The 12,962-nt window shown below is 40.1% G+C and carries 13 protein-coding genes and 1 pseudogene; 7 read left to right on the top strand and 7 right to left on the bottom strand.

All coding sequences use genetic code 11. The annotated features are described in order from the left end of the window. The 4 genes from IQ228_RS00220 to IQ228_RS00205 all read right to left on the bottom strand — a co-directional run. Nucleotides 1-623 (bottom strand): glycosyltransferase family 39 protein (locus IQ228_RS00220; RefSeq protein ID WP_193961900.1); only part of this gene is annotated, 623 nt, incomplete at its 3' end. 83 nt (nucleotides 624-706) lie between these two features. Beyond that, nucleotides 707-1,873 (bottom strand): pyridoxal phosphate-dependent aminotransferase, encoded by a 1,167-nt coding sequence (locus tag IQ228_RS00215; protein ID WP_027401106.1) that lies wholly within the window; start codon nucleotides 1,871-1,873, stop codon nucleotides 707-709. 1,881 nt (nucleotides 1,874-3,754) lie between these two features. Continuing rightward, nucleotides 3,755-5,239, bottom strand: a complete 1,485-nt coding sequence (locus IQ228_RS00210) for a glycosyl hydrolase family 57 (RefSeq protein WP_193961899.1) — start codon at nucleotides 5,237-5,239, stop codon at nucleotides 3,755-3,757. 227 nt (nucleotides 5,240-5,466) lie between these two features. After that, nucleotides 5,467-5,730, bottom strand: coding sequence for a hypothetical protein (locus IQ228_RS00205; protein WP_027401108.1), 264 nt, complete (start codon nucleotides 5,728-5,730; stop codon nucleotides 5,467-5,469). On the opposite strand from IQ228_RS00205, the pseudogene IQ228_RS26300 reads away from it, so the two are divergent. The 4 genes and pseudogenes from IQ228_RS26300 to IQ228_RS00190 all read left to right on the top strand — a co-directional run. Then, nucleotides 5,684-5,800, top strand: a pseudogene (locus IQ228_RS26300) (HNH endonuclease); the annotation flags it as partial. The gene IQ228_RS00205 and the pseudogene IQ228_RS26300 sit on opposite strands and share 47 nt — an antisense overlap. Before the next feature lie 601 nt (nucleotides 5,801-6,401). Then, entirely contained in the window at nucleotides 6,402-6,974 is a 573-nt protein-coding gene (locus IQ228_RS00200) for a DNA-binding protein (protein ID WP_193961898.1), read from the top strand. A gap of 271 nt (nucleotides 6,975-7,245) precedes the next feature. Then, nucleotides 7,246-7,578 (top strand): hypothetical protein, encoded by a 333-nt coding sequence (locus tag IQ228_RS00195; RefSeq protein WP_228043610.1) that lies wholly within the window; start codon nucleotides 7,246-7,248, stop codon nucleotides 7,576-7,578. After that, nucleotides 7,578-8,666, top strand: coding sequence for a metal-dependent hydrolase (locus IQ228_RS00190; protein ID WP_193961897.1), 1,089 nt, complete (start codon nucleotides 7,578-7,580; stop codon nucleotides 8,664-8,666). The genes IQ228_RS00195 and IQ228_RS00190 overlap by 1 nt, the downstream gene beginning before the upstream one ends. Nucleotides 8,667-8,947: 281 nt before the next feature. Here the strand turns inward: IQ228_RS00190 and IQ228_RS00185 are convergent, their stop codons facing one another. Further along, nucleotides 8,948-9,226, bottom strand: coding sequence for a tetratricopeptide repeat protein (locus IQ228_RS00185; protein ID WP_370566787.1), 279 nt, complete (start codon nucleotides 9,224-9,226; stop codon nucleotides 8,948-8,950). Nucleotides 9,227-9,533: 307 nt separating this feature from the next. Here IQ228_RS00185 and IQ228_RS00180 point away from each other — a divergent pair, with 307 nt between their 5' ends. The 3 genes from IQ228_RS00180 to IQ228_RS00170 all read left to right on the top strand — a co-directional run bounded on the left by IQ228_RS00180 (nucleotide 9,534) and on the right by IQ228_RS00170 (nucleotide 10,967). Further along, entirely contained in the window at nucleotides 9,534-9,905 is a 372-nt protein-coding gene (locus IQ228_RS00180; protein WP_228043609.1) for a hypothetical protein, read from the top strand. A gap of 77 nt (nucleotides 9,906-9,982) precedes the next feature. Further along, nucleotides 9,983-10,138, top strand: coding sequence for a hypothetical protein (locus IQ228_RS00175; RefSeq protein WP_193961896.1), 156 nt, complete (start codon nucleotides 9,983-9,985; stop codon nucleotides 10,136-10,138). Between the two features lie 487 nt (nucleotides 10,139-10,625). Further along, a complete protein-coding gene (locus IQ228_RS00170) occupies nucleotides 10,626-10,967 on the top strand; it encodes a hypothetical protein (RefSeq protein ID WP_027401112.1) in 342 nt (113 codons plus the stop codon). Nucleotides 10,968-11,059: 92 nt separating this feature from the next. Here IQ228_RS00170 and IQ228_RS00165 read toward each other — a convergent pair whose 3' ends face one another. Together IQ228_RS00165 and IQ228_RS00160 are read right to left on the bottom strand one after the other, a co-directional pair. Further along, the gene (locus IQ228_RS00165; protein WP_027401113.1) at nucleotides 11,060-11,671 is read right to left on the bottom strand and encodes a hypothetical protein; all 612 of its coding nucleotides are present in this window, start codon (nucleotides 11,669-11,671) and stop codon (nucleotides 11,060-11,062) included. 37 nt (nucleotides 11,672-11,708) lie between these two features. Then, entirely contained in the window at nucleotides 11,709-12,728 is a 1,020-nt protein-coding gene (locus IQ228_RS00160) for a zinc-binding dehydrogenase (RefSeq protein WP_193961895.1), read from the bottom strand. Nucleotides 12,729-12,962 lie beyond the last annotated feature (234 nt).

The following is a 12,962-nucleotide window of genomic DNA, read 5'->3' as shown; positions in this document are numbered from 1 at the left end:
GTTATTTTAGTGATATTCTTACGCAAGAAAATTATCATTAATGCTATTAATAGAAGTGGCACAAATAATTTTTGACTTGGGTAAGAATAGGTTAGTATTCCTGCACAAATAGATGCTATAATTAACCTATAAGATTGTTTTGGATTGTTTTTAACAGCCCATAAAAATACTGTCATAAATAACAGCATAAAAAATGGCACAATGCTGGGAGGAATAGCCCATCTGGAAAGGGTGATATGCCAGGGTATAATTGCCAGAAGAAAAGCAGCTATTAAGGCTAATTTTTTATCATTAAGAACTTGTAGACTAAATAAGTATATGAGAACGACCGTACCCACTCCTAATAAGGCAACAGGTAAGCGGATCGAAAATTCTGATAATCCGAATAATTGTACAAAAGGAATTGTGATATAAGTGATAACAGGTGATACCCAATCACCAAAAGATTCCAACATAATTGGCAGAAAATTCCCATGATGATCCCGCATGGTAGCAATTAGGGAGTATGCGTCATAACCATTTATGGCTTCATCTTGATTTAAGGCAATAGGATTATTAGCAAGATTATATATTCTCAGTAATAGAGAAATCGCAATTATTAACACCAAATAGACATTATTCATATTGAGAATGCACCCTAAAAAAAGTCACTGATACCGAAAACTCAAAACTTTTAAGTCTTGAGTTTCGGTAATTAGAAATTATGCTAAATCCGAGAACGGACAAATTTCTCTAACCTATCCATTCCCTTTTCAATCGTTTCCATATCCGTAGCATAGGAAAGACGAATATTTTTATCAGCACCAAAAGCGACACCGGGAATCAGTGCAACTTGATGAGATTCCAGGATAGCGTTGCAAAATTCCAGAGATTTCAAACCAGTTTTGCTGATATCAGGGAAGAGATAAAAAGCACCGTCTGGTTTAGCTGTACTCAAACCCGGAATGGCGTTGAGTCTTTCAAACATCACCTGACGACGTTTAGCAAAAGCTTGACGCATTTCCTCTACACAGTCTTGGGAACTTTCCAAAGCAGCGATCGCTCCATATTGAGCAAAAGTACACACATTTGATGTACTATGTCCTTGGATATTGCTGGCGGCTTTGATAATTTCCACAGGTCCGGCTAAATAACCCAAACGCCAACCAGTCATAGAATAACCCTTAGCGAAACCGCTACTGATTAAGGTGCGAGAAAAGATTTCCTCACCTAAAGAACCTATGCTGATATGTTCAGCACCATCATAGAGAATCTTTTCATAAATCTCGTCAGAGACAACATAGATATCTGCATCAACTATTACCTTAGCCAAAGCCTTAATTTCCCCCGGCGTGTAGACCATTCCCGTGGGGTTAGAAGGGGAATTAAGGACAAACAACTTTGTTTTTGGGGTAATAGCTTTTTTTAGCTGTTCTGGAGTGATTTTGTAGCCAGTGGAAGCATCTGTTTCCACAATCACAGACTTGCCACCAACTAATGTCACCATTTCGGGATAACTTAACCAGTAGGGTGAAGGAATAATCACCTCATCACCTGGGTCAATCAGTGCCACAATCAAATTATACAGAGAATGCTTACCGCCATTAGTGACAAGAACATTCTCTGACTTATAATTAAGACCATTATCATTTTTTAGCTTGTGTGCGATCGCTTCCCGTAATTTTGGTTCACCAGCGGCTGGACCATACTTGGTTTTACCTTCATCCAAAGCCTTTGCGGCTGCGGCTTTGATATGCGCTGGGGTGTCAAAATCCGGTTCACCAGCGCTAAAACTACAAACATCTATCCCCTCGGCCTTCATAGCCTTAGCTTTAGCTGCGATGGCTAAAGTGATGGAAGGTGTTACCTGACTTACTCTTGCTGCCAGCTTCATAAGAATATAAGAATACCCGGTAAGTGGGAAACTCAGCGTCTTTAGACCTGAGAGGGAAACGACACGAGCGGTTTTAACCGCCGTGGATATTAAAATTAAAACCAGATTTTTGATTGGAACCTGGAAACCAACTCCCATTTCTGGGGTAATGTTAGCTAGATGCCTCCGGCACGCTGCGCGAACGACCTGTTATGAGAGCTTTTTAGACTTGCAACACTGTTTCAGTGACCTTAAAACTGTTTAATTGCAAATGACAGAGCAGGGAACTAGCTATGCCTGACGGCACGCTGGCGCGAACGCATTCCGGGGTGTCGTGACTCAAATAACGGCTACCATGAGAGTAAACTCAGGGTGGTCTGGTCAGTACGGCTTGCTTGATTACTCTTGCAAGCCCAGTCCCTTTAGGGCTGGGTTACTGACTCTACTTTAATTTCGCCAATATCCTTTCTATCTAAGGATATCCCAGAATCATATCCGAGATTTGCCCTTTCTAAATTCTTTTCTCTCCCAGATGGGGACAATTTAATTTACTTCAAGACTTGACAAGACGAAAATTTTTGTTTACACTTATGTTATTAGTAGAAATCTGTTCGCGCATATATATACTAAACACGGGTGAGATTTAAACTTTTGCCAAATGACAAAGAACCCAGATGTGTATTAGGGGTAAAGCAAAAGCTGATATGTGTCAACTTAAGCTCAAATCCCTACCACATCTCGTTCCTAGTCTCTGACTAGGAATGCAGTTGATGAGGCTCTGCCTCTAATAAGCTGTTACGCAGCTAAATGTCAACTTAAGCTCAAATCCCTACCATATCTCGTTCCTAGTCTCTGACTAGGAATGCAGTTGATGAGGCTCTGCCTCTAATAAGCTGTTACGCAGCTAAATTTGATAACCATAATTTACTTGAACTTTGTAGTGCCGGCATCTTGCCCGCTAGAATTATACAAACTAAATGCACAACAGCTTACTTATAGTAAATTTTTGGGGCGTTGCTGAACTGAAGTATGAAATTGAAAAATCAATGAATTCAAACTCTTACTCTCTGCGACTGGAGCGCCTCTGCGTGAGGTAAAATCAATCATATTCTGAATCAGCAACGCCATTTTTGGATTGTCAGAATCAGGATATCTGGTTACTGAGCGAAGTCGAAGTACAGGATTAAAGGATGTACAGGATTTTGACACTCCCTCGGTAGCTTTTTATGTCTTTAGTGACAATATAGTTGTATCACGAATATGGATTAAAAATCACCAACCCCCACCAAAAATCATCCAAAAACATCCTGTAAATCCTGAATATCCTGATTCAGACAAATAAAAATCACCAACCCCCACCAAAAATCATCCAAAAACATCCTATAAATCCTGAATATCCTGGAAATCCTGATTCAGACAAATAAAAATCACCAACCCCCACCAAAAATCATCCAAAAACATCCTGTAAATCCTGAATATCCTGAATATCCTGATTCAGACAAATAAAAATCACCAACCCCCACCAAAAATCATCCAAAAACATCCTGTAAATCCTGAATATCCTGGAAATCCTGATTCAGACAAATAAAAATCACCAACTCCCACCAAAAATCATCCAAAAACATCCTGTAAATCCTGAATATCCTGGAAATCCTGATTCAGACAAATAAAAATCACCAACCCCCCACCAAAAATCATCCAAAAACATCCTGAATATCCCGATTCAAACAAATAAAAATCACCAACTCTTAGAGGTTGTTTGAAAACTTTTTCGTGTGGGATCTGACACCCGCAGATCCCCCTAAATCCCCCTTAAAAAGGGGGACTTTGAGGAATTTAGCCCCCCTTTGTAAGGGGGGTTGGGGGGATCTCGATTAATTCTGATACTTTTCAAACATCCTCTTAAAGTAATTTCTCTCCCCGGCGGTAAATTTCCTGGGCGTAGTCCGTCCAAGTACCTTGCCCCCAATAACGAAAACAGCTAGTTTGTAATAAGAGATTATGCAATAGCAGTTGGCGGTAGTGACTGTCTTGAGTCAAATTTACACTGGATTGATCTGATAATAAATCGTCGAATTTCTCATGAAATAAATTGCTCAATTTGTACATGGGAGATAAAACATTTTCGTATCCTTGCACCCAACTAATATGATTAGTCCATGATGCCCCATCAATATGAAAATTGGGGTGTTTTTTTTTCAGTTCTTGAATCGCATTTTCTACAACATCTGGTTGATAATTATCTTCGGCAATTTGCGCCCAGATTTGATGTTGCCCACTTGCTTGACAAATAGAAAAGTCTTCGGGTTGACAACCTGCTGCTGCTAATAATTCTAAATATTCTGTACCACAAACACCAACAACACCAGTTTTACCTCCCCCATTTTGCACCATATCCCCCCAAGCTCGTTGAAAACCGCCGGGAAATTCATTCATCATTACACCACCATTTTCACCATCACCTATTTGACTAACTATGGGGGGTACAACAACATCACCTAATTTTTGTTTAGATAAAGTTTTGGCTTCATAATATGGCTGCATTTGGGCAACTAATTTAGTATCTGAACCTTGGGTTTTAATCAATGCAGTAATACTAATTTCTTCTCCGTAGGAATTGCGAGCTATTAACCGATGGGGTAAATGTTTAGAATTTAAAGGCTGACCATTAATTGTTTCTACAGTATGTTCTTGCACTAATAACCAACGATAACCACATTCTTTCAATGCTTTAATAAATGCAAATAAGGTATCTGGATGGTTTGGTAAGTGCATTTCTGGAGGGGAAAATCCTTTGACTCTTGCTAATGCTTCCCAGCCGAAAATTGCCGCAAAATAATGTTGCCAAGCGATAATGTGTAGTTTAATATCTGCTATAGGTGTGGAAGGGATGACGGCATGACTCCACATAGTCCCCAACCATTCCACATAGGGTTGGTAGGTAGGATTGCAAGTGATGTGTTTGAGATTATCTAGAATATCACTTCTGCCCATTTGTACCAATCCCCATAAAAGATTACCCGAATAATCCAACATCACACGAGGATTACAACCTTGTGCAACTAATTCAGGAATAAAATCTCCCATGCGACTATAACAACTAGCAAAAGGGGCAGCATTGTGGTTATCTCCCTCTTGCTGATGTGTAAACATATATTGCAAATTGCTGATTAATGCACCATTATTTCCCGCTGGAATCGTGGGTTGGTGCATATGTAGAGCGATCGCAAATACTGCATTAATATCTGCTAATTTCAGATTAGTAATCGGTAAAAAAATAGGTTCATTGTGGTTAACTACAGTCAACACTTCCTTTTCCCAACCGCAGATATTTGGCAGATCATCAATAATTTCGGGTAATGTAGGTATATTTGGTAATTTAAACATTCATCTAAACCTCCAGGAGACCCCCACCAAAACTGTACTCAGTTTGGTGATGGGAGCAATGGAGGGTTAACTGTGAAACATCCCTTGAGCAATTAACAAATCTTTGATTTTCCATATTCGTAACTGTCTTTGTGAATTGATTTACTGGATTAATTAGGTCTTTAACTCTTACCTCTAACGTAGTTCAGTTAAGAACTGAGTCCAACTAGGCTTTTACAAGCCCTCACTTACCCGAAGGGAAGTGATGGGTGGTTGACACTCTGTGATTCCGCCGCCGGACGACCGGACAATCCCCAAATGGTTGTACCTTGTCCAAAGGTATCGGCTATTGCTTGTTTTTGGTGAATCACCGTTTTTAATACCGACACTTCTTGGATTTTTGATAGCAGGGCGATCGCCTCATCTTTTAACTTAGTACCCTTAATAGCAAGACTAATAAATACTCCCTCAGTGGACAACTTCAAAGCTTTCCGTAAGAAAGTAAAAGTCATCGTCAACAACTCGAATTATGATGGTACTACAAAAGCTGAGAAATTAGCCCCTGTAGTCAGAGGTTGGAGATACCGCCTACTAGAGCGAACGTAACAGCAATCTCTACGACGGCGAAACCTCTAAGATACAAGGTTGGATTGTTCGCGTTAGCGTTGCGGAGCAATTAGCATGAAGCCCAACAAATGCGTTGGGTTGCGCTGTCGCTTAACCCAATCTACAGAAAATGGACAAGGTATTGACTACATAACTCAATTTTAATTTAGTTGCCTTGAGATTGGCGATATTCGATGACTACAGCAGACGAAGCCATTATCAAGCTGTCGGGGTTGTCGTGATTATTGTGAGAGAATCAATAAATTAAGTAGGTTAGCGCTGAAAATTGTCGTTATAGCAAGGTAAGAGGCAAGAGTAAAGAAGTTTTCAGCGATTTTACGTTTGTTTACACAGTTTGGTTTTATTGTGTTCACCTACTTATTTGGAAAATCCTGCAACCTCCAAAATAGTACACTAATTATAATTTTCATTGATTCTAATGGATGTATAAAAATTCCCCGTACAATTAATAGCCGCGCTGTACAAAGTCGCTTTTTTATCAAGTATTCTTGTACAAATACTGATACATAAATTAATACATTGTTGTACAATGGTACAAACTTTTTTTGAAAAATTTATGACTGTACCCCAAGAACATGAAGATTTGAAAATAAGAGTTTTTGAAATTTGCGAAAACTTATATATAAAAAATGAAAAAATAAATAGAAATATTGTACGAGAACGGCTAGGTGGTGGTAGTTTTAGTACAATTGGTCCTTTGATACGTGAATGGAAAGAACTCAAATCTGTACAGTTTAATAGCCTAAATGGTACAGAAATAGAGGATAAAAGTACAGAATCAGGTACAGAATCTCATCTTGTGTTGAGTCAAGAATCCGTAATTACCGCTACACAAGAAGAATTAACCGCCACATCAGTAAATCCTGCTTTTATTCCTGATAGTGATATCAATAGTATGGTTCGGGCTGGAGCAGAAAAAGCCGCAGGAACGTTAATTGCTCAAGAGGCGATCGCCAGTCATTTTTACCAAAACCCTAATGAATTACCGGCTGATTTAAGAGCGCAATTGGAGGGTGCGAGGGGAAATTTTACGCAATCGCGCAGCAACACGAACAAAGCTGCGTACAATCCTCAGAACCTGATCAATTTAGTAACCGTTCACGGGGGGTACAAAAAACGCTCTATATGAGATTCCACGAAAACAGCATGAAAAACGTTATAGATTTGATTTTTTTAGGTCATTTGAAATTCGCAAAATCTCTATATCGGTTTGCAAATCGTTTTCCAGCCAATTTAAGAACCATTCGTTAATATGTCAAGTTGCCTGAAAAACCCAACAGACAAAGCTTTCAAGTTTTTTAATAAATTCTCACCCCCTGTGAACGGTTACTACAGACCCACCCCGTTCTGATATTTTCATTAATATTCCGAGAATCGAACTGAAGGCAATCAGACAAATCATGAAAAGCGCAGCGCAAGAAAGAGCGATCGCCCTAACATCTGCCGATTTATCTAAACTTCAGGAACGCGCCGGGGGGAATCCGATGTTAGCAATCAGGGCAATTGAAGAGGAATATCTAGGTTTAGATATTGAAGGTGCAGACCATCGGCGTTACTTCGATATCACCCCATTAATTTTAGTAGTGGGGGTAATCTTCGTGATTATGCGCTTTATTGGACTTGGTACAAATGACCAAGCACTATATATATTTGGTAGTATTGCTGCGGCTATATTCTTGGGACTCTCCCGACTGCTTTACAGTTTGCCTCAAGAGGAAAGGAGAATTAGATAATGTTGGGAATATCTCACCTATTAATTAGTGGGACTGCTACCAGTTTATTACTGCAAACCGCTGACCCGGTTTTGATTGCTGTTGGTGCGATCGCTGGTCTACTTCCTGATGTTGATGTTTCTACTTCTCCAGCAGGTAAGGTTTTTCCTTGGATATCTGGCTATTTTCAAGAGACAATGCCCCATAGAAGCATGACTCATTCTATAGTTGCATCGGCTGTTGTGGCGATCGCCTCCTATGGACTATCAATATTTATTCCCCAATTTATTCCTATAGCATCAGCGTTAACTATCGGGTACACCTTTGGCTGGTTTGCTGATTGTTTTACTCGCGGTGGTGTAGAAATGTTTTGGCCTTCTCCTGTACGCTGTGTTTGTCCTGGTAATCGGAATCTCAGATTAAAGACTGGGAGTAATGCTGAATATTTTGTACTTTGTATATTGGTGGCGATTCCTACGGAGCGCTTCGCTATCGCTCTATCAGCATTTTCTATCAATAGTAAGGGGGGAATTTTAACCCAGTTTAATCGTCTAATTGCCTCTACATCAGGGGTACAGGGTGTGTACAATAGTTCTGGAAGTACCCATAAAATTGTTGCCAATATTAAGGGAGTCAGAGCGGGCGATCGGTCAAAAGTTGATGGCCAATTTCAGATTATTCAACCTAACGGGACTGGATTTATAGTTCTTGAACCTAAGACAAATAAACTATATAAGGCCGCAACTGACCCTGATAGTCAGATTGTTATTGAACAAATTACAGCAGATGTTTCTACACCTGCTATTACTACCATTGAATCCGTATTTGTGGAAGATCAGGTGATTGGGGAGGCGATAGCGAAGCGCTGCTGCAAGCAGTTCGGTAAATTTAATAGAAATAATACAAATGTATTTGTTAGTGGTGATTTGTCAGTTGAGGATTTTGACACCTCAATTTTACCCCGTGACCCTTATCAATTTAAGTTTATAGACGCATCACCTACTAATATTAAATTGGAAGCTGCGCCATTAAAAACTGTGATCAAATTCTTAGGGGATGAATTTGCCAGCGGTAGTTTACAAATCCGGTCAATTGTTAGTAGTCAATAATTTTGGGGCTATTTGAGGGACTTCCAAGAACCCCGGAGGCAGCCGGAATTTTTGTTGCGATCGCATATTTACCTCTTGTCTTATTTGATGAGGGGGTCAAGCCGAGATAAGGGTAGTGTGTTAATTCTGTGTATTTTTGGAGGGATTGTCCAGAAAATTATTGGTGTTACCGTAGTTTACACCGAAAGCATCTGTTCCAGGCCCGTTCTCATAAAAATATGACGACATATTTTGTGCATGAAGTCTTATAGGATAAGGGATTCAGAATTAACACACTAGTTTTAGCGTCCCTGAATCCGCTTTATATTTTCTAAAACTTCTAGATAATTTTTCATATCCCCTTGTTGTAAAAGAAAGTTTGCAGCTTGGTTGTAATCATCTATTGCTCCTTGCTTATCTCCTAAGTGAGAACGGGATGTTCCCCTCCAATTGTATGCAAATGAATCATTAGGATTAATTTTGATAGCTTGGTTAAAATCAAGTATTGCTCCCTGTTCGTCTCCTAAGTTAGAACGGGATATTCCCCTCTGCTTGTATGCAAATGAATCATTAGGATTAATTTTGATAGCTTGGTTATAGATATTTATTCAGGTAGATACAAGGGTAATACCAGCGCATACTACAAAAATTTCATGTAGTATTGCCACCGATCTGCCCTGGTTTTGTCTTACTGCGATCGCCCGAAACAAACTCCTGTAATGGCTTCTACGTTTCAATCCCCCTTGTTGGGGGACGGAATACTGTCTTAAGGCGCGATCGCTATCTAAAGACGGGTTACTTCAGCCAACGGGAATTGTTGAAGTAATCAACCATTACCTAGCCGTCCCCTATTTCCCTCACCCTGTCGCCCTGGTCGCTTGCTTGTAAATGCGGAAAGTACCTGCACTAGAAAAACTGGACAATCAAATAGACATACTGGACAACGAACTAGACAACAGCGAAAACCTTACCGCTATTACCGTTATGGCTGGTTTGGTTGAGAAAATAATGGGATATATCGGTGACAAGCGAACTGCTTGCAGCAGCGCTTCGCTATCGCCCTTAGCAGAATATGAAGAACTAGAAAAAGCTGTTACTCATCAGTGGATACTGAGTACAAGCAAGGTAAAAGAATTGATTGGTGTTGCTCCAAGGGTAGGTAAGGATGAAATGACCTTTGTATGGGGTAGCTTCACCTTCACCAAAGCGGGTAAGCTGGGTAATCAGATGGGGTGGGTGGTTACTAAAACTTTGGGTTGAATTACCGATGTGCATCCTAAACCTACTCACTTTTGGAAATATAGAAATTGACAGAATAACAAAGTAAATAAAAATATATGGTACTTAGAATAAAAGTTACGCAAGAAGATTTTAGCCACGCTACTTCCATAGATGGCTGGGTTGATGGACTAATACAAGGTAGACGCGGGTTATGGGTTTCTCACCTCTTCTTCTCTATTGTTGAAAACACTAAGTTTGTAATAGCTTTATAAACAATATATATATATGACTAACATAGGTAATTATGTTGTACCTGTGACAACAGTAACCAAAATACCCACAAAAGCTATTTTAGAACCTGCTCAAAAAAAAGATATGCCTATCCAACACCTCACAAGATTGGATCTAGGACTTACGCACGCTCACTAACTTACCATCATATAAATGAACGAAATTGCGTCGTTTTCGGCTTTGGGAATAACTTATTGAGTAGGGTGCGTCAGATAGAGGAAATCTGTTTTTTACCAAATTATTGGGTCTGACGCACCCTACAAGAGATAAAATCCACATTACATATTTAGAAAACTTTGTCAATGCGTAAGCACTAGGATCATCTTTTTTGTGGATTTCTCTTTGTCAGATTTGGAAAATTGAGGATATCCAGATAGTTGAAACTATTCCCTGTTCCCTGTTCCCTGTTCCCTGTTCCCTGTTCCCTGCCCTCACAGACCACTTTTTCAGCAAACCCTAGTTAGAAGTATGAACTACGAAATAGCACGGAAACTACTCATAGACCAAACCAGCAGCCTAGATAATCCAGATACTCTGTTAAGTCGTTTACAACAAGGTAAACCTCCTGTTCCTGGTCAGGTTACTTCTACCCTGTTAGCTTTAAAGGTGGTATTTGAAGCTTTAAAAACAGCACCCAACTTAGACAGAGAATTGGCTTTTGCTTTATATCAGTTGGCTGTAAAGGCGCAAAGATTCTTTGCTGCGGGACGAAAGGCAGGTGTGGACTGGCCTCCCCTGCTTAATGAGGATTTAGTCCGTATTTCTTTGGGGGCTGAAAGTATTTTTTCTGGTACATGGCAAACTTTATAAAACTCCTTCTTTCTCCTTTTTTCTCCTTCTTTCTCCTTCTTTCTCCTTCTTCTTCCCGACTCCTGACTCGGTGACTCCTGACTCCTTCTAAATTAGCGGGTTCTTAATTCTGTTTCTAATTTATCTAAATCGGCTTTGAGTAACACTGTGATTTTACCGATGATGGCTTTACCTTCCTTGGGTTGGGCAATTTCTACCCAATACCCATAGCGATCGCCTATCCGTAATTCTCCCTGTAAAGCTTCCCGCGTTGGTGTTTTTGCTAGTCTAGATGTATTAATAGTAGTCTGATTAGGATATTGATAGACAATTTGAGCCTCATTGTAATCTTGATACACATCTAAACTATAAATTACTCGTAAAGACTCTTCTAAACGTTGTAATGTAATGCCATTAACAGCATCGAACATAGTCATCCGTTCAGTGCGAATTGTGATGTGGTCTTTAGTAAATGTTACTCTACCAGGAGGTAATACGGAGGCTTGGAAGGTAAATCTTTGAGCCGCTGTATCACTTTTACTAATAAATAATCGTTCTCCCGGTTTTGGCTGTAGTGTGGGATGGGCTTTAATCCATGAGAGTACATCTCCTGTACTGTCTCCAGGTAGGGCTTGTCCGGGAGAATTTAGCAGCATTTCCACTGATAACCAAGGTATCAGTGAGCAAGGTAAAATCAATAATTTCAGTAAGGATTGTTTGAGCATTTTTTAGATAAATTAGGGTGCGTCGGAATTTTCACTGTCAACCCATTGCTACTTTAATGACTTTCCGCGCCTTCATATCTATAAATACCTGTTCTAGATCCTGTAAAGGTCGGTGTTCACTAATAAGCAAGTCAAAAGGAATTGTACCACTGGCGATGAGTAATAAGGCAGCCTTTACATATTCTGGTGTATTGTGAAATACGCCTTTGAGAGTAAGTTCACTATAGTGCAATTGTTCAGTATTCACAGTAATTGTGGTATCTCTTGGACAACCACCAAATAAATTGATAGTTGCACCAGGACGACCGCAAGCGATCGCAGTTTCCCAGACACTCGGTACACCAGTAGCCTCTATCACGACATCTGCACCCCAACCAGCGGTTAATTCCTTAACTGTATTGGCAATATCCGTAACTTGATGATAATTAAAAGTCTTGGCTGCACCCAGCCTTTCACCAATTTCTAACCGTTGATTATTCCCACCCCACAATATCACCTCAGTATATTCCGCTAATACTGCCACAAACATCAAGCCAATCGCCCCATCTCCCAAAACTACTACTTTGTCATCGGGTTTGGCTTCACAACGGCTGATACCATGCAATACACAGGCTAAAGGTTCAGTCATCGCCGCTAATACTAGGGGCAAATGATCAGGAACTTGTAATAGATTATACCTAACTATGGGAGCAGGAATTTTCAGATATTCTGCAAATGTCCCATTATTCCAAGTTAAATGGGGACATAAAGAATATTCTTGGCGTTGACAAAAGAAACATTTCATGCAGGGTGCAGAATTATTTGCCACCACGCGATCGCCTACCCGCCAATTCCTCACCCCAGCACCGACAGCCACAATCCGTCCTGCACCTTCATGACCAAACAGTGTTGGTAGTGTCAGCATTTTAGCATGACCACCCCGTCGCCACACCTTCAAATCTGTACCACAAGTAGTAGCTGCTTCCACCTGAATCACCACCTCGCCGGCTTCGGGAGTCGGGTCAGGAACTTGTTCTAGGCGTAAATCCTCTTGTCCGTAGAGTAGTGCTGCTAACAAAACTTTTCACCCATAAAAAAGAAGTATGACTTTAACCACCTATGAAAATCACTTAAATACGGTTTTATAAGTAATTGGACAAAAATATTTACAGTCATTGCGAGGGAAGGGAAGCAATCACAACCCTGGCGATTGCTTCATTTCACTTCGTTCCATATGGCTAACGCCACGCTACGCTAACGCAATGATATTGTGTAATTAATTCTATCTCACTACTTACCATACTTAATGATA

Source organism: Dolichospermum sp. LEGE 00246 (assembly GCF_015207865.1).
GTDB classification, from domain to species: domain Bacteria; phylum Cyanobacteriota; class Cyanobacteriia; order Cyanobacteriales; family Nostocaceae; genus Dolichospermum; species Dolichospermum heterosporum.
Note: the sequence above shows the minus strand (reverse complement) of the source record. Positions and strands in the feature narration are given on the sequence as shown.

Coding starts and splice junctions, on each gene's coding strand:
- IQ228_RS00215 (WP_027401106.1), bottom strand. CDS start 1,873: ATGAAGCTGGCAGCAAGAGTAAGTCAGGTAACACCTTCCATCACTTTA.
- IQ228_RS00210 (WP_193961899.1), bottom strand. CDS start 5,239: ATGTTTAAATTACCAAATATACCTACATTACCCGAAATTATTGATGAT.
- IQ228_RS00205 (WP_027401108.1), bottom strand. CDS start 5,730: ATGACTTTTACTTTCTTACGGAAAGCTTTGAAGTTGTCCACTGAGGGA.
- IQ228_RS00200 (WP_193961898.1), top strand. CDS start 6,402: ATGACTGTACCCCAAGAACATGAAGATTTGAAAATAAGAGTTTTTGAA.
- IQ228_RS00195 (WP_228043610.1), top strand. CDS start 7,246: ATGAAAAGCGCAGCGCAAGAAAGAGCGATCGCCCTAACATCTGCCGAT.
- IQ228_RS00190 (WP_193961897.1), top strand. CDS start 7,578: ATGTTGGGAATATCTCACCTATTAATTAGTGGGACTGCTACCAGTTTA.
- IQ228_RS00180 (WP_228043609.1), top strand. CDS start 9,534: ATGCGGAAAGTACCTGCACTAGAAAAACTGGACAATCAAATAGACATA.
- IQ228_RS00175 (WP_193961896.1), top strand. CDS start 9,983: ATGGTACTTAGAATAAAAGTTACGCAAGAAGATTTTAGCCACGCTACT.
- IQ228_RS00170 (WP_027401112.1), top strand. CDS start 10,626: ATGAACTACGAAATAGCACGGAAACTACTCATAGACCAAACCAGCAGC.
- IQ228_RS00165 (WP_027401113.1), bottom strand. CDS start 11,671: ATGCTCAAACAATCCTTACTGAAATTATTGATTTTACCTTGCTCACTG.